At 67.2% G+C, this 16,896-nt stretch carries 17 protein-coding genes; 11 read left to right on the top strand and 6 right to left on the bottom strand.

Going from position 1 to position 16,896, the window contains the following annotated elements; translation table 11 throughout:
* Nucleotides 1–69 precede the first annotated feature (69 nt).
* Genes ACO07J_RS05105 through ACO07J_RS05115 form a run of 3 tightly spaced genes read left to right on the top strand, consistent with a single transcriptional unit; the run spans nt 70 to nt 2,428 of the window.
* Complete coding sequence (locus ACO07J_RS05105) at nt 70–555, top strand: flavodoxin family protein (protein WP_422026905.1); 486 nt, start codon at nt 70–72, stop codon at nt 553–555.
* Nucleotide 556: 1 nt separating this feature from the next.
* Nucleotides 557–1,357 carry a pyridoxal kinase gene (locus ACO07J_RS05110; protein WP_422026907.1) on the top strand — a complete coding sequence of 267 codons (801 nt, stop codon included), beginning with the start codon at nt 557–559 and terminating at the stop codon, nt 1,355–1,357.
* Between the two features lie 3 nt (nt 1,358–1,360).
* On the top strand, nt 1,361–2,428 hold the full coding sequence (locus ACO07J_RS05115) for a methylglyoxal synthase (RefSeq protein ID WP_422026909.1): 1,068 nt from the start codon (nt 1,361–1,363) through the stop codon (nt 2,426–2,428).
* A gap of 317 nt (nt 2,429–2,745) precedes the next feature.
* On the opposite strand, the gene ACO07J_RS05120 is transcribed toward ACO07J_RS05115, so the two are convergent.
* From ACO07J_RS05120 to ACO07J_RS05130, 3 genes are all read right to left on the bottom strand, one after another.
* Entirely contained in the window at nt 2,746–3,186 is a 441-nt protein-coding gene (locus ACO07J_RS05120; protein ID WP_422026911.1) for a hypothetical protein, read from the bottom strand.
* Nucleotides 3,187–3,259: 73 nt separating this feature from the next.
* Nucleotides 3,260–4,159, bottom strand: a complete 900-nt coding sequence (locus ACO07J_RS05125; protein WP_422026912.1) for a dihydrodipicolinate synthase family protein — start codon at nt 4,157–4,159, stop codon at nt 3,260–3,262.
* A 5-nt stretch (nt 4,160–4,164) separates the two neighbouring features.
* Nucleotides 4,165–5,505 carry an NAD(P)H-dependent oxidoreductase gene (locus ACO07J_RS05130; protein ID WP_422026914.1) on the bottom strand — a complete coding sequence of 447 codons (1,341 nt, stop codon included), beginning with the start codon at nt 5,503–5,505 and terminating at the stop codon, nt 4,165–4,167.
* 265 nt (nt 5,506–5,770) lie between these two features.
* Here ACO07J_RS05130 and ACO07J_RS05135 point away from each other — a divergent pair, with 265 nt between their 5' ends.
* The 4 genes from ACO07J_RS05135 to ACO07J_RS05150 are packed head-to-tail and all read left to right on the top strand — an operon-like array spanning nt 5,771 to nt 9,262.
* Nucleotides 5,771–6,541 (top strand): transketolase, encoded by a 771-nt coding sequence (locus ACO07J_RS05135; RefSeq protein WP_422029705.1) that lies wholly within the window; start codon nt 5,771–5,773, stop codon nt 6,539–6,541.
* Nucleotides 6,538–7,581, top strand: a complete 1,044-nt coding sequence (locus ACO07J_RS05140) for a transketolase family protein (protein WP_422026916.1) — start codon at nt 6,538–6,540, stop codon at nt 7,579–7,581. Before ACO07J_RS05135 ends, ACO07J_RS05140 begins: the two co-directional genes overlap by 4 nt.
* 2 nt (nt 7,582–7,583) lie before the next feature.
* The gene (ltnD, locus tag ACO07J_RS05145; RefSeq protein WP_422026918.1) at nt 7,584–8,477 is read left to right on the top strand and encodes an L-threonate dehydrogenase; all 894 of its coding nucleotides are present in this window, start codon (nt 7,584–7,586) and stop codon (nt 8,475–8,477) included.
* 32 nt (nt 8,478–8,509) lie between these two features.
* Nucleotides 8,510–9,262 (top strand): SDR family NAD(P)-dependent oxidoreductase, encoded by a 753-nt coding sequence (locus ACO07J_RS05150; RefSeq protein WP_422026920.1) that lies wholly within the window; start codon nt 8,510–8,512, stop codon nt 9,260–9,262.
* A gap of 12 nt (nt 9,263–9,274) precedes the next feature.
* Here ACO07J_RS05150 and ACO07J_RS05155 read toward each other — a convergent pair whose 3' ends face one another.
* The 3 genes from ACO07J_RS05155 to ACO07J_RS05165 are packed head-to-tail and all read right to left on the bottom strand — an operon-like array spanning nt 9,275 to nt 11,840.
* A complete protein-coding gene (locus tag ACO07J_RS05155) occupies nt 9,275–10,261 on the bottom strand; it encodes a LysR substrate-binding domain-containing protein (protein ID WP_422026922.1) in 987 nt (328 codons plus the stop codon).
* A gap of 13 nt (nt 10,262–10,274) precedes the next feature.
* Entirely contained in the window at nt 10,275–11,120 is an 846-nt protein-coding gene (locus ACO07J_RS05160; protein WP_422026924.1) for a fumarylacetoacetate hydrolase family protein, read from the bottom strand.
* Nucleotides 11,121–11,153: 33 nt separating this feature from the next.
* Nucleotides 11,154–11,840: a GntR family transcriptional regulator gene (locus ACO07J_RS05165; RefSeq protein ID WP_422026926.1), complete on the bottom strand. Its 687-nt coding sequence runs from the start codon at nt 11,838–11,840 to the stop codon at nt 11,154–11,156.
* A gap of 228 nt (nt 11,841–12,068) precedes the next feature.
* Between ACO07J_RS05165 and ACO07J_RS05170 the strand changes: the two genes are divergently transcribed.
* The 4 genes from ACO07J_RS05170 (at nt 12,069) to ACO07J_RS05185 (ending at nt 16,869) form a co-directional block, all read left to right on the top strand.
* Entirely contained in the window at nt 12,069–13,082 is a 1,014-nt protein-coding gene (locus tag ACO07J_RS05170; protein ID WP_422026928.1) for a TRAP transporter substrate-binding protein, read from the top strand.
* A gap of 229 nt (nt 13,083–13,311) precedes the next feature.
* The gene (locus ACO07J_RS05175; protein WP_422026930.1) at nt 13,312–14,325 is read left to right on the top strand and encodes a TRAP transporter substrate-binding protein; all 1,014 of its coding nucleotides are present in this window, start codon (nt 13,312–13,314) and stop codon (nt 14,323–14,325) included.
* Between the two features lie 105 nt (nt 14,326–14,430).
* Nucleotides 14,431–15,240, top strand: a complete 810-nt coding sequence (locus ACO07J_RS05180) for a TRAP transporter small permease subunit (RefSeq protein WP_422026932.1) — start codon at nt 14,431–14,433, stop codon at nt 15,238–15,240.
* Entirely contained in the window at nt 15,241–16,869 is a 1,629-nt protein-coding gene (locus tag ACO07J_RS05185) for a TRAP transporter large permease (RefSeq protein ID WP_422026934.1), read from the top strand. It abuts the gene before it with no gap.
* The last annotated feature ends 27 nt before the right edge of the window (nt 16,870–16,896 follow it).

The raw sequence follows: 16,896 nt of genomic DNA on the forward strand, positions 1-16,896 counted from the left end.
GAGCGCCGCGCCGGGCAAGCCCGGACACCGGATATGGTCAGCCGGCGGCGGGGGCGCTAGGTTTGCGGCATGACAGAACTTCTGATCGTTTACCACTCGAAGACCGGGGGCAGCCGGCAGATGGCGGAAGCCGCCGCCGGGGCCGCCGAGGGCGAGGCGCCGACGGTGCTGAAACCGGCGGCGGAGGCCGGGCCGGACGACCTGCTGCGGGCGGACGGGTATATCTTCTGCGCGCCCGAGAACCTGGCGGCGATTGCCGGGGTGATGAAGGATTTCTTCGACCGCTGCTATTACCCGGTGCTGGGCCGGATCGAGGCGCGGCCCTATGCGCAGATGGTCTGCGCCGGGTCGGACGGCACCAACGCCGTGCGCCAGATCGCGCGGATCGCGCAGGGCTGGCGGTTGCGGGAGGTGCAGGAGCCGCTGATCGTCTGCACCCATGCCCAGACGCCGGAGGAGATCCTGGCCGAGAAGACCATTGCCGAGGCGGAACTGGCGAAATGCCGCGACCTGGGGCAGGCGCTGGCGGCGGGGCTGAGCATGGGGGCGTTCTGAGGTGGCGCGCGTGCTGATCCTGTCGAGCGTGGTGGCGATGGGGCATGTGGGGCTGTCGGCGGGGCAGCCCGTGTGCCAGTTGCTCGGGGTCGAGGTGACGGGCGTGCCGACGATCGTGCTGTCGAACCATCCGGCATGGCGCCATGTGGCGGGCACGGCCGTCGCGCCCGAGCGGATCACGGATATGGTCGGGGCGCTGGAGGCGAATGGCTGGCTGGCCGGGCACGCGGGCGTTCTGGTGGGCTACATGCCGGGGGTCGGGCATGTCGAGGCGGCGGTCGGGCTGGTGGAGCGGATGAGGGCGGCGGCGCCGGGTGTGCGAGTGGTGGTCGATCCGATCCTCGGGGATCATCCGAAGGGGCTTTACGTGAAGGAAAACGTGGCCGAGGCGGTGCGGGACCGGCTGGTGCCGCTGGCCGATATGGTGACGCCGAACCTGTTCGAGCTGGGCTGGCTGACGGGGCGGGACTGTGCGGATTTGGCCGGGGCGAGGGAAGCGGCAGCGGCGCTGGGCGTGCCGGTGGTGCATGTGACCTCGCCCCCGCTTGGGGAGGCGGAGACGGGCGTGCTGTCGGTGTCAGAGACCGGAGCGGAATTGTACCGGAGCGCGAAGGAATGGGACGTGCCGCATGGCATCGGCGACGTGTTCGCCGCGCTCATCGCGGCCGGTCTGCCGGTGGGCCAAGCGCTGGGCCACGTGGCGGCGCTGGCGGAGGTATCGCGGGGATGCGATCATCTGGCCATTGTCGAGAGCGCGGCGCGGTGGACCGGCGCCGCGCCGATCACTTCGGAAAGGGTTTGACCGATGGCGTTCAACTTCATCCTCATGCTGACCGAGAATGACCGGACGATCCCCGACGCGGCCGAGCGGCTGGAGCAGGCGCTCGAAGGCGGGGCGCGGCATATCGGGTTCAAGGATGTGGGCCTGCCCTTCGAGGAGCTGCGGGGGCTGGCGCGGACCATCCGGCAGGCCGGCGGGCGGTCCTATCTCGAGGTGGTGAGCCTTGACGAGGAGAGCGAGCTGAACTCGGCCCGGGCGGCGGTGGCGCTGGACGTGGATTGCCTGCTGGGCGGCACCCGGGCGGCGGCGGTGACGGAGGTGATCCGGGATCACCCGCTGCGCTATTACCCGTTCCCGGGGCGGATCACCGGCCATCCCAGCGTACTGGAAGGCCCGGCGGAGGAGATCGTGGCCTCGGCCCGGGCGCTGGCCGATCTGGAGCACGTGCACGGGCTGGACCTTCTGGCCTACCGCTTCGACGGCGACGTGCCGGGGCTGATGGGCCAGGTGGCGCTGGCGGTCAGCAAGCCGGTGATCGTGGCCGGCAGCATCGACAGCGAGGCGCGGATCGGCGCGGTGGCCGAGGCGGGCGCGGCCGGGTTCACCGTGGGCACGGCGGCCTTCGCCGGCGCCTTCCGGGCGGGGGAGAGCTTCGTCGAGCAGGTGCGCGCCATCCTGTCGATCACGGCACGCGCGCAGGCCCGCTCGACCGCCCCGCGCAAGTTCGCACTGGTGGCGCATGATGCGCGCAAGGCGCATCTGCGGGCCTGGGTGCTGCGGCACCGGGCGGCGCTGGCGGGGCACCGGCTGATCTGTACCGGCGGCACCGGCACGATGCTGGCCGAAACCTGCCCGGAATTGCAGGTGCAGCGGCTGCAGCGCGGCTCGATGGGCGGCGACCAGCAGCTTGGCGCGCTGGTCGCCAATGGCGAGCTTGACGCGGTGGTCTTCTTTGCCGACCCGATGGCGCCGCATGGCAGCGATGTCGACCTGCAGGCGCTCACGCGCCTGTCGATCGTGCACGACATTCCCATGGCGCTGAGCGGGGCCGCGGCCGACCTCGTGATCCTTGCCTTCCTGGCAAAGGGGTAAGGGCGGCGCGGTCGCTCGCGCGTCAGGGGGTTCTGGTTTCCGGGTGGGCCGGTGGCGGCGTCAGGAGGCGTGCGGCCGGCGGGTGCGGGCGGTCATTTGACCGTACGCACGAGGGCCAGCAGCAGGCCACCGACGGCAACAAGTCCGACAAGGATAAGAGCGCTCGACATGGGTTGTCCCTTTCTCATGCTGAGCATTGGCAACAGACACCTGCTTACGGGCGACTCACCCGTTGCGGCAACGGGGTGTTGCAGGTGGGTCGAGGAAGTGTTGCGGGAATGTCAGAGACCTTGGGCGGAATGGCGCCTAGGTTGGTGTCATTCGCATTTCGGAAGCCAGCCCTTCACCTGCTCGGGACCGGGGCGCATGGATCCGGGAAGATCCTGCAGCACCTCGTCGATGACTTCGGCGGAGAGTTCCGCGACCTCGCAGGTGTAATCTGCGCGAGTGCCGTCCGGGTTGTCCCGCTTCCATTCCTGAAAGTCCCGCTCCTCGAAATAGGCGATGGCGCCAAGGCCGGCGATGGGAACGGCCGCGATGAGGCGGCGCAGGCGGGCCTTGGCCTTGGTCCGGGCAATGGCACGGGTCAGTTGGCGCCGATGGGCCACGGCGGTGGCCGCTGCCTTGGCGCTGACGGTGGCGACCGTAGCGGTAAGCTGGACGGCCCAGACGGTGGCTGCAAGGGTGGTGGAGGCCAGAGCAAAGCAAAGCCACCCGAGAAAGACCACGTTTCGGAATAGCCTGAAGATCATGCCCATCGAGTGCCTGCCCCTCTCCTGCCTGTTTGGGCAGCGTACGCCGATTGGGCCCTTGGGCCAACTGGGAGTCCGATCAGGCCAGGCCGTTGCCGGCAAGGAAGCCGTCGAGCCGGGCCTGCTGCGCGTCGGTCAGGGGCCAGGCGGAGGGCGGGCGCGTCGGGCCGCAATCGTGGCCCTGGGCGAGGAGCGCGGCCTTGACGACGGTGACGTTGGTGCCGTTCATCTCCTCGGCGCGGATCTCCTCGAAGGGGCGCATGCCGGCGATGAGGTGGTTGGCTTGCGTATAGTCGCCCGCGGCCAGCGCGGCGTGGATGGCGGCGGAGCGCTCGGGCCAGGCATTGATGAGCCCGGAGGTGAAGCCGCGCGCCCCCACGGCATAGAGCGGCGGCGCCCAGATCTCGGCCAGGCCGCAGACCCATGTGATACCGGGATCGCAGGCGTCGATGGCGGCGGCGAGCTTCAGCGGGTTGGGCGTTGCCCATTTGACGCCCTTGACGCCGGGCAGGGCGCAGAGCTCGGCGATGGCCTGCGTGCCCATCGCGTCGTTGCGCAGGTAGAGCATCACCGGCAGGCCGCCGCCCGCGTCGATGATGGCCCGGACGTAATCGACCGTGCCGCGCGGGCTGACGAAGGGGTCGGGCGGTTGGTGGATCATCAGGGCCGCCGCCCCCGCCTCGGCCGAGGCACGGGCCAGGCGGCAGGCGTCGCGGACACCGCGCCCGACGCCGGCGATAAGGGGCGCGCGGCCGTCCAGCAGGGCCGCCACCTCGCGCACCATGGTGCAGGCCTCGTCGGTGGTCAGCGCATAGAACTCGCCCGTGTTGCCGTTGACGACGGGCATGTGCACCCCCGCGGCCAACGCCCGGTCGAGGATCGGCGCCAGCCGGGCGGGCGCGATCTCTCCCGCGTCGTCGTAAGGCGTCACGAGGATGCCGGAGATGCCGGCCAGCGCGGTGTCGAGATCGTGGGCCATCGGTGTCACCCTTCCAGCAGGCGTTTCAGGTCCTTGCGCATGTCGAAGATATCGTGGTCCTCGGTGATCTCCACGTCCGCCAGCGTGATGACCTGGTCGCGCTTCACCGGGCGTTTCAGCTTGATGTGGTGGGCAAGGCCGATGGGCAGCGCATCCTCCGCCGCAGACAGCCGGGCCGGGATGGCCTTGGCCCAAACCTTGTAGCCGCCCTCGCCGTCGAGCATGTCGCCCGCCTCGAAATCGCCCTTCGCCGTGGCCACGGCATCGGCGCGGTAGCGGGTGGAGCTGCCCGTCGCCTCGCCCCGCAGCACGGCGGAGAGGACCGAGACGGAGGTTTCCAGCCCGATCAGGTGGAACGGCCGCCACATCGAGCCGTACCAGCCCGAGGCATCGGTCAGCAGACCGTATTGCCGGAAACAGGCGCGGGTATACTCATCCGGCGCGCGGAAGGTGACGAACATGCCCCACTGGATGTTGTTGAGCACCACGCGCCCGTCCGGCTCGCGGCTGGCGGCGATATCTACGAGGCCGGGCTTGGCAAGCTGCCCGCCGTCGGATTGCGGTTTGAACACGGTGGCGAGGTCCTGCAGCCCGGCAGGGTGGAAGGCCAGCCCGTCCTCGGGGCAGTCCAGTCCGGTGGCGTTGGCGACGGCGGCCATCTCGATCGCCGCCTTGGTGCCATCGGTGAAGGAATTGTACATTTTCGGGTTGAAGTCGCCCTTCGCCACCTCCTCCTCGGACCAGCCGAAGAAATCCCACACCGTGTCGGGCGTGGAATAGCGATAGGGCGGGGCGAAGTTCATGCCCTTGCCGGCGGCCACCAGCTCGAACCCGCTGGCATGGACCCAGTCGACCAGCTCGCAGATCGCCGCCGGCTGGTCGCCATAAGCCATGGAATAGACCACCCCCGCCGCGCGGGCCTTTTCCGCCAGGATCGGCCCGCACAGCACGTCGGCCTCGACATTGACCATGACCACGTGCTTGCCCGCCTCGATGGCGGCCAGCGCATGGCGGATGCCGGCGAGGGGGTGGCCGGTGGCCTCGATCACGATCTCGATGCCGTCGAAATCGAAGAGTGTCGCGGCGTCGTCGGTGATGTGGGTGGCGCCGCTCTCATACGCCTCGGCAAGGGAGGGGGCGGCGTACTGGTCCTCCTCCCAATGGACGCGGGCAAGCGACTCGCGGGCTTTTCCGATGTCGAGATCGGCCACGCCGACCACGTGGTAGCCCTCGATGTGTTTCGCCTGCGCAAGGATCATCGAGCCGAACTTGCCCGCGCCGATCAGGCCGATGCGGACGGGTCTGCCTTCGGCGGCGCGGGCGGCGAGCATGGCGGAGAGGTTCACTGGTGCTGTCCTTTTGCCTGCGGTTCGCTTGGACCATAGCCAAGGGGGGAAGCGCCAAACCATCATTATTTCGAACGTAAAGCTTAAGTTCTGCTTCACATCCCTTAACCAAACCTCGCTTGCCAGATGGCGCGTCACGGGGCTTTTTGCGGGCATCCGGCTCAGACGTCAGGGGAGGGACGGCGTGCAGACCCGAAGCGAGACATCCGGTTCCAACGTGAGCCTGCCGCGGCGGGCCTGGGCGATCCGGCGCAATGCGCTGCTGATGGGTGAGGTGCAGGGGCAGGGATATATCGGGCAGGCACTGGGGGTCGCCGACGTTTTGGCGGCCTCCTACTTCCACGCGATGACCTACCGCGCCGATGACCCGGAATGGGAGGGGCGCGACCGGTTCTACCTCTCGATCGGGCATTACGCCATCGCGCTTTACGCGGCGATGATCGAGGCCGGGATCCTGCCCGAGGAGGAGATCCCGACCTACGGGATGGATGACAGCCGGATGCCGATGTCGGGGATGGCCGCGTATACGCCGGGGATGGAGATCACCGGCGGCTCGCTGGGGCATGGCTTGGGCATTGCCGTGGGCGCGGCGCTGGGGCTGAAGCGCAAGAAGAACCCGGCCTTTGTCTACAACATGCTGTCGGATGGCGAACTGGGCGAGGGCTCGACATGGGAGGCGGTGATGTCGGCGGTGCAGTGGAAGCTCGACAACCTGATTGCCATCGTCGATTTCAACAACCAGCAGGCGGATGGGCCCACGCGCGACGCGCTGGCCGTGGGGGCGGAGGCGCCGAAATGGGCGGCCTTCGGCTGGTACGCGCAGGAGGTGGACGGGAACGACCTCGATGCGCTGGTCGAGGCCTTCGACAACGCCCGGAACCATGCCGAGGCGAAGCCGCGCGTGATCATCTGCAACACGAAGATGTGCAAGGGCGTGCCGTTCCTCGAGGAGCGGGAATCGAACCATTTCATCCGGGTCGAGGCGGATGAATGGGCCAAGGCGCTGGCCGTGCTGGACGAGGGGAAACCGCTGTGACCATACCCGCCCATTCCCGCCGCAAGTCGAAATACGAACCCCGGTCCGTGCCGGAGGGGGAGAATCTCGCCACCTCGGCGATGATCGCCTCGCTCGATGCCGAGGGGCGCGAGACGGTGGCGGCCCCCTTCGGGCATGCGCTGGTCGACCTGGCAAAGACGCGCGAGGATATCGTGGGGCTCTCGGCGGACCTGTCGAAATACACGGACCTGCATGTCTTTGCCCAGGCCCACCCCGACCGGTTCTACCAGATGGGCATGGCCGAGGCGGTGCTGATGTCGGCGGCGGCGGGGCTGGCGCGGGAAGGGTTCACGCCCTTCGCCACCACCTACGCCGTATTCGCCTCGCGCCGGGCCTATGACTTCATCGCCATGGCGATTGCCGAGGAGAACCTGCCGGTCAGGATCTGTTGCGCGCTGCCGGGGCTGACAACCGGGTATGGCCCCTCGCACCAGGCGACCGAGGATCTGGCGATCATGCGGGGGATGCCGAACCTGACGGTGGTCGACCCCTGCGACGCGGTCGAGATCGACCAGGCGACGCGGGCCATCGCCGACACGCCCGGGCCGGTCTACATGCGGCTTCTGCGGGGGAAGGTGCCGGATGTGCTGGGCAAGTATGGCTACCGGTTCGAGCTGGGCCGCGCGCAGACCATTCGCGACGGTTCGGACGTGCTGTTCATCTCGTCGGGCTTCATGACGATGCGGGTGCTGGACGCGGCCGAGGCGCTGGCGCGCGACGGCGTGTCCTGCGCGGTGCTGCATTCGCCGACCATCAAGCCGCTCGATGCCGAGACCATCGTGGCCGAGGCCCGGAAGGGCGGGCGGATGGTGGTGACGGCCGAGAACCATTCGATCACCGGCGGGCTGGGGGAGGCCGTGGCGGGCGCGCTGATGCGGGCCGGGGTGCATGTGCCGTTCCGGCAGGTGGCGCTGCCCGACGAGTATCTCGATGCGGGTGCGCTGCCGACATTGCACGAGCAGTACGGGCTGTCGGTCGGCAGCATCACCGCGCGCGTCAAGACATGGCTGGAGGAGTGAACATGCCGGGCACCGCGATCATCGGGTTGGGAAACATGGGGCAGGGGATGGCCCGCAACATCCTGAAGGCCGGGATCGGCCTGAAGGGGTTCGACCTGTCGGAGGGGGCGCTGACCCGGTTCGCCGGGGACGGGGGGACGCCCTCGGCGAGCGTGGCCGAGGCGGCGGAGGGCTGCGACCTGCTGCTGGTGATGGTGCAGACGCCGGCGCAGGCGCAGGACGTGCTATTCGGCACCGGCGGCGCGGCGGCGGCGCTCGACCCCGGATCGACCGTGATGCTGTGCTCGACGGTGGCGCCGTCGGATGCACGGGCGCTCGGCACGGCGCTGGAGGAGGGCCGGCACCAGATGCTCGACGCGCCGGTGTCGGGCGGCATGAAGGGGGCCGAGGCCGGTACGCTGACAGTGATGGCGTCGGGCGCGCCGGAGGCGTTCGAGCGGGCCGGCCCGGTGCTGGAGGCGGTGGCGAAGACGGTGCACCGGCTGGGCGACGCGCCGGGGATGGGGGCGACCTACAAGGTGGTGCATCAGCTTGCGGCAGGCGTGCACCTCGCGGCCGCCGCCGAACTGCTGGCGCTGGGGGCGAAGGCGGGCTGCGACCCGCAGAAACTGTTCGAGATCGTCACCGGCTCGGCCGGGCAAAGCTGGATGCTCGAGGATCGCGGCCCCCGGATGATGCAGGCCGACCCCGATTGCACCTCCTCGGTCGACATCTTCGTCAAGGACGTCGGGCTGGTGCTGCAGACGGGCCGCGAGAATGCCGTGCCGCTGCCACTCGCCGCCGCCGCGCACCAGATGTTCCTCGGCGCTTCGGGGCTGGGCCACGGGGCCGAGGATGACAGCAAGGTGGTCCGCGCCTACGCGGCGCTGACCGGCAAGCAGGTGCACGAAAGCTGACCGGCCACGGGGCCGCATCACAGGAGCGACGGATGGGACTTCTCGACGGACAGACGGCGATCATCACCGGCGCGGCCAGCCCGCGGGGGCTGGGCAAGGCCACGGCGCGGCTCTTTGCCGAGCATGGCTGCCGCGTGGCGATCCTCGACCTCGACCTGGGCCAGGCCGAGGAGGCGGCGGCCGACCTTGGCGAGGGGCATATCGGGCTGGCCTGCGACGTGACCCGCCGGGCCGATTGCGACGCGGCGGCGGCCACGGTGATCGAGGCGTTCGGCCATATCGACATCGTGGTCAACAACGCCGGCATCACCCAGCCGCTCAAGATCATGGACATCCGGCACGAGAATTACGACGCCGTGCTCGACGTGAACCTGCTGGGCACGCTGCACATGAGCCAGGCGGTGATCCCGCACATGCGGGGCCGTAAATCGGGCAAGCTGGTGAACATGTCCTCGGTCTCGGCCCAGCGGGGCGGGGGCATCTTCGGCGGCCCGCATTACTCGGCCGCCAAGGCCGGGGTGCTGGGCCTGACCAAGGCCATGGCGCGGGAACTGGCGCCCGACGGCATTCGCGCCAACGCCATCTGCCCCGGCTTCATCGCCACCGACATCACGCAAGGCAAGCTGACCCCCGAGATGAAGGAGCAGATCCTGGCCGGCATCCCGATGGGGCGCGCCGGCGAGGCGTCGGACGTGGCCGGCTGTGCCCTCTTCCTCGCGTCGGAGCTGTCGGCCTACGTGACCGGCTCTGAGGTGGACGTGAACGGCGGGTCGCTCATTCACTGAGGCACGGGCGCCTCAGGTTTGCCCGACGCGGCCCGAGGGCCGGTCTGCCTCGAGCGAGATGTCTTCCATGAAGAGGCCGAGCCGGTCGAGCACGGAATGCAATTCCGCCTCGTGCGCGGCCACCTGTTCGTCGAGCCAGCCGAGGAAGCGGCGCACCGCCCGGCGGTTGAGGTTCCGGGCCGGGCAGATCGCCCAGTAGGCCGGGAAGCGCAAGACGGGCAGCGAAGGCGTCACCGGCACCAGCCGCCCCTCGGCCAGTTCGGGCAGCGCCAGCGCCAGCGATTCCAGCACGATGCCCGACCCGTCGAGCGCCAGTTGCAGCGCCATCGACGAGCGGTCCATCAGGATGGTCTTGCGGTTGGCCCCGGTCTCGACCCCGGTGTGCATCAGCCAGAAATCCCACTGGCAGAGCGCGCGGGCGCTGTCGATCAGCCGGGCCTTGTCGAACATCTCGCCCGGTGTGCCACTGCCGAGACCTTCGAGGTAGTCCGGGCTGCAGAGCGGCAGCACATGATCCTGCACCACGGCCTGCGCATGGTAGCCCGCCCACTGCCCGGTGCCGTAGCGGATATCGAGATCCATCACCTCGCGGTCGAAATCGGTGGGGTCCGGGGCGGCATCGGCGCGCAGGTCCCAGTCGGGATAGCGGGCCACGAAATCCGACAGGCGCGGGCCCAGCCAGCGCACTCCAAAACTGGGTGAGACGCGCAGGTTGAGCCGGTAGGTCTCGCGCGTCTTGCCGAGGTGGCGGCGGGCGTCGCGCAGCATCCGCAGGGCGGTGGCCGAGGTCTGGAACAGCTGCTCGCCTTCCAGCGTCAGGCTGAGCAGTCGCCCCTCGCGGCGGAACAGCCGGACGCCAAGCTGCTGTTCCAGCAGCTTGATCTGCTGGCTGACCGCCGAGGGCGAGACCGACAGTTCCTCGGCCGCGCGGGTGATGGTGCCCCGCCGCGCCACGGTTTCGAAATAGAGGAACCCGTTGAGGTTGGGAGTGCGGGGCATGCCGTGCTCCGTCTCAGTCGGCGGCGACCGTCTCCTGTCGCTGGGTGCCGAGCCCCTCGACGGTCAGCTCCATCACGTCGCCGGGCTTCAGGAAGCGCGGCGGCTTCATGCCCAGCCCGACGCCCGAGGGGGTGCCGGTGGCGATGATGTCGCCGGGCTGCAGCTTCATGAAATTGCTCATGTACGAGATGATCTCGGCCACGCCGAAGATCATGTCGTCGGTGTTGGAGTTCTGCACCGTCTCGCCGTTGAGCGAGAGGCTGAGGTCGAGCGCCTGCGGGTCGGGCACCTCGTCGGCGGTGACGAGCCAGGGGCCGGTGGGGCCGAAGGTGGGGGCGGATTTGCCCTTGATCCACTGGCCGCCGCGCTCGGCCTGGAATTCGCGTTCCGAGACGTCGTTGATGACGCAATAGCCCGCCACGTGGGACAGCGCGTCGGCCTCGCTCACGTAAAGCGTCTCGCGGCCGATGACGACGCCCAGCTCGACCTCCCAGTCGCCCTTGACCGAATTGCGGGGGATAATCACCGGGTCGTTCGGGCCCGACAGGGCCGAGCTGGCCTTGGAGAAGATGATCGGCTCCTTCGGCGGCTGGGCGCCAGTTTCGGCGGCGTGCTTGGCATAGTTGAGGCCGATGCAGAAGAAGTTCGGCACCGAGGCGAGGCAGGCGCCGATCCTGCCGGGGTTTTCCACCACCGGCAGGCCGTCGAGGTCGAGGCCGCGGATCGCGTCGAGCGCCTCGAGCGAGACGCCGGTGCCGGCAAGATCGTCGGCCTTGCCGGACAGGTCGCGCACCTGTCCGTCGGCGTCGAGAATGCCCGGCTTTTCCTGACCTTTCGGACCAAAACGCAGTAATTTCATGGTATTGCTTTTCCTCGCGCTGCTGGCCGCCGGTCAGGCGGCCGGTGTGTTGTCGGGTTCGGGGGGCAGGTTTTCCTGCCCGTGCTCGAAGTAGTCGCGCACGTTTATCACCAGGTGTTCGAGGTGGCTATGCAGGTGGCGCTTGACCATGTCGACATCGCGGTTGCACAGCCCCGTGGCGATGGCGTTGTGCTGTTCCAGCACCCGGTCGCGCGAGCGTTTGCGGCTGGCCGACAGGTAGCGCGCGCGCCAGAGCCGGGCGAGGATGGCGCCATGCGTTTCGGCAAGCACCCGGTTGTTGGCGGCGCGCACGATGGCCTTGTGAAACTCCATGTCGAGCTCGAACACGTCGACCATGTCGAGCTCGTCATAGAGCTGTTCCATGCGGCTCTGGGCCTCGACGATCTCGCGGATCTGCTCGTCGCTGGCGCGTTCCACGGCCAACTCGCCCGACAGCATCTCGAGCGAGGTCAGCACCTCGATATTGTCCTCCACCTCGCGCAGGGTCGGCTGGGCGACGATCGGGCTGCGGGCAGGCCGGAGGATGACGAGACCGTCCTGCGCGAGGATGCGAATCGCCTCGCGCATGGGGGTGCGGCTGACCCCCATCTCGGCCGCGTTGTCGCGTTCCTTGATCGAGGCGCCCGGCGCCAGCTTGCCGCGAAGGATATCCCGTCGCAGCTGGTTGGCAATCTGTTCTGCCAGAATTCCCTCGGCCATGCCGGCGCTCCACCTGATCCAGTCAAAAGTCTTATAACCCCTTGGAACGTAAGGCCAAGGGAGGCCAGTTCAATCGCTTTAATGAATTTGGTATACCAAAATCTGTTGATTGTCGAGGGAGCAGTGGGTAGCCTCCGCGTGGATGGTATACCATCTGCGGCTGCGCGCCGGAGGATGCGTGCGGTGTAACCGGTGCTGCCGAGGCATCACAAAGGGAGGAGACAAAGAATGAAACTCACGAAATTTCTGATGACGGCCGGGGCGGGGGCGCTGATGGCGGCGCAGGCCATGGCCGAGCCGGTCACGCTGCGGGTGCAGACGCATTACGCGACCGAGCATCCGACCGGCAAGCAACTGGCCGAATGGGCCGACGACATCAGCGTCATGTCGGGCGGGGATATCACGGTCGAAATGTTCTACTCGTCGTCGGTCGTGGCCTCGACCGAGACCTTCGATGCGGCGATCAACGGCATCATCGATTGCGACGCGACCAGCGGCGCCTACCAGACCGGCAAGAACCCCGCCTTCCAGTTCGTGGGCGACATCATGGGCGGCTACGAGACGCCGTGGCAGCAATATTCGTGGCTCTATTACGGCGGCGGCTACGATGCCGCGCAGGAGCTTTACAACGCGCAGAACATGCAGCTTGTCGGCTGGTCGATCTACGGCCAGGAATCCCTCTCCTCGGCCAAGCCGATTGCCGGGATGGAGGACGTGAAGGGCTGGAAGTTCCGCTCGCCCCCGGGCATGGAAACCGAGATCTTCGAGAAGCTGGGCGCCTCGCCCATCGTGATGGATTTCACCGAGATCTTCACCGCGCTGGAGACCGGCATCATCGACGGGGCGGACGCCTCGGGCCTCTACAACAACGTCGGCCTCGGCCTCTACGACATCGTCAAGCACGCCACCTATCCGGGCTTCCACTCGATGCCGTCGGATCACCTGGCCTGTAACCTCGACGTCTGGAACGGCCTGACCGACCAGCAGCGCCGGATCATCGACACGGCCTGGCAGAAAGTTTCGTTCCAGATCGCCCTGTCCAACGGCAAGAACAACTCGGCCGCCGCCTCCGAGCTGCGCGCTCAGGGCGTGACCCTGCATGACTGGTCGGAAGAGGACCGGGCGGCGTTCCGCAAGGCGGCGCAGGAATCGTGGGAAGACTGGGGCACACGCTCGCCCGAGGCCGCGGCGATTCTCGAAAGCCACAAGACCTATCTGCGTCAGCTCGGGCTGATCGACTGACCTTCGGACCGGCGGTTTTTGCAAGCCGCCCGGGGGTGGGCCGGGACACGGGCCCACCCCGATCGGCGGACACCGGATTTTGGTCAATTTGGTATACCAAAATTGTTGATTATCGAAACTCCATTCGTTACCGTCACCAGAGATGGTATACCATCTTTGGCCGCGCGATGGAGGATGAGCGGCAGTGAAACAGGCGGTGCAAAGTCGCTGCCAAGGGAGGAGACAAAGAATGAAATTCACCAGTTTTCTGATGACGGCCGGGGCAGGGGCGCTGATGGCGGCGTCGGCCGTGGCCGAGCCGGTCACGCTGCGGGTGCAGACGCACTACGCGACCGAGCATCCCACCGGCAAGCAGCTGGCCGAATGGGCGGATGACGTCCAGGTCATGTCGGGCGGGGACATCACCGTCGAGATGTTCTATTCGTCGTCGGTCGTGGCCACGACCGAAACGTTCGACGCCGCGATCAACGGCATCGTGGATTGCGACGCCACCGGCGGCGCCTACCAGACCGGCAAGAACCCCGCCTTCCAGTTCGTGGGCGACATCATGGGCGGCTACGAGACGCCCTGGCAACAGTATTCGTGGCTCTACTACGGCGGCGGCTACGACGCCGCGCAGGAGCTCTACAACGCGCAGAACATGCAGCTGATCGGCTGGTCGATCTACGGGCAGGAATCGCTTTCGTCATCCAAGCCCATCGCCGGGCTCGACGACCTCAAGGGCTGGAAATTCCGCTCGCCCCCGGGCATGGAAACCGAGATCTTCGAGAAGCTGGGCGCCTCGCCCATCGTGATGGACTTCACCGAGATCTTCACCGCGCTGGAGACCGGCATCATCGACGGGGCGGACGCCTCGGGCCTCTACAACAACGTCGGCCTCGGCCTCTACGACATCGTCAAGCACGCCACCTACCCGGGCTTCCACTCGATGCCGTCGGACCACCTGGCCTGCAATCTCGACGTCTGGAACGGCCTGACCGACCAACAGCGGCGCATCATCGACACCGCGTGGCAAAAGGTGTCGTTCCAGATCGCCCTGTCGAACGGCAAGAACAACTCGGCCGCCGCGGCGGAACTCCGCGCCAAGGGCGTGACGCTGCATGACTGGTCGGAAGAGGACCGGGCGGCGTTCCGCGAGGCGGCGCAGGCCGCGTGGGAAGACTGGGGCACACGCTCGCCGGAAGCGGGGGCGATCCTTGAAAGCCACAAGACCTACCTCAAGCAGCTTGGCCTGATCGACTGAGGCTGAGACAGGGCCGGAAAGGCCCGAAACGACGGATGCGCCCCACGCGGGCGCATCCGACAGGTCCGATCGAAAATAATCATCAAACGACGGGGGAGAGCGAGCATGGAGAAGGAAAGCCTCTGGCTCGGACCAATGCGACAACCGGTTCGAATTGCCATGCTGCTGTTCACCGGCATCGTTGTCCTGCTTTTCATCTGGCTGGCGGCCAACGCCATGCTGTCCGACTCCGCACTGGGAATGCACGAGATGATCAGGCCGCAGGGCCGCCCGCTGGTCTGGGCGATGCTGCTGTCGATCACCGGCGCCGTCCTGTTCGCGGCGCTCTACCTTTCGGATTTCCACGGCGCGCTCGAGAACCGGCCGGGCGGGTTCTTCGATATCGTGTCGCTGATCACGTCGCGGATGGCGATGATTATGACCGCTCTGATCGTCCTCGTGATGTTCTACGAGGTGGTGTCGCGCTACGTCTTCTCGCGCCCGACGCTCTGGGCCAACGAGCTGTCGCTGTGGATCGCGGCGCTGGTGTTCCTGTTCGCGGGGCAATACGCCATGCAGCAGCGCAGCCATATCCGGATCTACGTGATCTATGACATCATGCCCCGCTGGGCACAGAAGACGGCCGACGTGCTGTCGGTGCTGCTGATCGTGGGCTTCACCTTCGCGCTGGTCTGGGGCAACTACGCCGACGCACAGCGCCGCTTCCTGCGGATGGAGACGTTCGGCACGGCCTGGGATCCGCCGATCCCCGGAACCATCAAGCCGGCGGTGCTGATCATCATCGTGCTGGTGGCGATACAGGCGGTATCGAACCTGATCGCCGACTGGAACAAGGCACCCGAACATCATTCGCCGCTCGACGAGATCGACGAGGCCGAGATCGAACATATCCGCGAAACGCTGGAGAAGAAGTAAATGGAGTTCCTCGAGCTTTTCGCCTGGATGAAGGTGAGCGACATCGCCACCCTGTCGATCTTCCTGTTGCTGGGCATGTTCGTGCTGCTGGCCATCGGGATGCCGCTGGGCTTTGCCTCGGCCTTCCTTGCGGTGGCGGTGATCGTGATGAAATTCGGGCCGGAGGCGTCCTTCGGCCGGTTCGGCAGCGGGCCCATGTCGGTGCTGGCACAGGCCGTCTACCGGCAGATGACGAATTACGTCCTGATCTCGGTGCCGCTCTTCATCTTCATGGCCTCGCTGCTGGAACGCTCGGGCATCGCCAAGGACATGTACGACGCCCTGAACCAGTGGCTGTCGCGGACGCGGGGCGGGATTGCCATCGTCACCTCGATCATGGCGGTGATCATGGCGGCCATGTCGGGGATCATCGGCGGCGAGGTGGTGCTGCTGGGGCTGATCGCGCTGCCGCAGATGCTGCGGCTGGGCTATAATCAGAACCTCGCCATCGGAACGATCTGTGCCTCGGGGTCGCTGGGCACGATGATCCCGCCGTCGATCGTGCTGATCTTCTACGGGCTGGTGACCGAGACCTCGATCAAGGCGCTGTTTACCGCGTCCTTCCTGCCCGGCTTCATGCTGGCCTCGTTCTTCATCATCTACATCATCATCCGTACCAACCTGAACCCGTCTTTGGCGCCGCTGCCCGAGGAGGATCCGACCGCGCCCAAGGGGATGGAGAAGTTCCTGCGCTTCGTAGGCTTCCTGTCGCGCTTCGCGCTGTGGATCACCGGGTTCCTGCTGCTCCGGGCGGTGTTCTTCACGATCACCGGCGACAACCAGGTGCAGGAGGGGCTCGAGCCGATCGCGCTGGGGATGGTGTCGGACATCCCGTATATCGTCGGCGCCTTCGCCATTGCCGCCGCGCTGATCCTGTTCGTGGTCGGCCGCGAACGGGCCGCGGAAGGCTGGCAGATGGGCAAGGGCCTGATCGCGCCGGTCATCGTCATCGGCGTGGTGCTGGGCTCGATCTACATGGGCATCACCGGCATCACCGAGGCCGCGGGCATGGGCGTGGTGGCGGTGTTCGTCATCGGGCTGATCCGGCGCGAGATGACCTTCGAGATCGTCTGGGACAGCCTGATGCGGACGCTCAGATCGACCGGCACGATCATCTGGGTCACCATCGGCGCGGCCTCTCTCGCCGCCGCCTATACGCTGGCGGGCGGGCCGACCTACGTGGCCAACATGATCGTCGCGGCGGAACTGCCGACCATGGGGATCATCCTGGTGATGATGGTGATCTTCCTGATCATGGGCATGTTCATGGACTGGATCGGCATCGTGCTGCTGATCATGCCGGTCTTCCTGCCGATCGTGCTGAAGCTGCCGGTCGAGGAGATCGGGATCTTCGGCGAGCTGGACCCGCGCCAGGTGGCGATCTGGTTCGGCGTGGTGTTCTGCATGAACATGCAGGTGAGCTTCCTGTCGCCGCCATTCGGGCCGGCCGCGTTCTACCTCAAGTCGGTGGCGCCGCCGCATATCTCGCTGACGGCGATTTTCCGGGGGTTCCTTCCGTTCATCGTGCTGCAGCTTTTGGCGCTGTCGGTGCTGCTGATCTGGCCGCCCATCGTGACCCTGTTCCTCTAGGGCGGCCGGGCTGAAAATCTTCCCGAA

The organism is Roseovarius sp. (assembly GCF_965228755.1).
GTDB lineage: Bacteria > Pseudomonadota > Alphaproteobacteria > Rhodobacterales > Rhodobacteraceae > Roseovarius.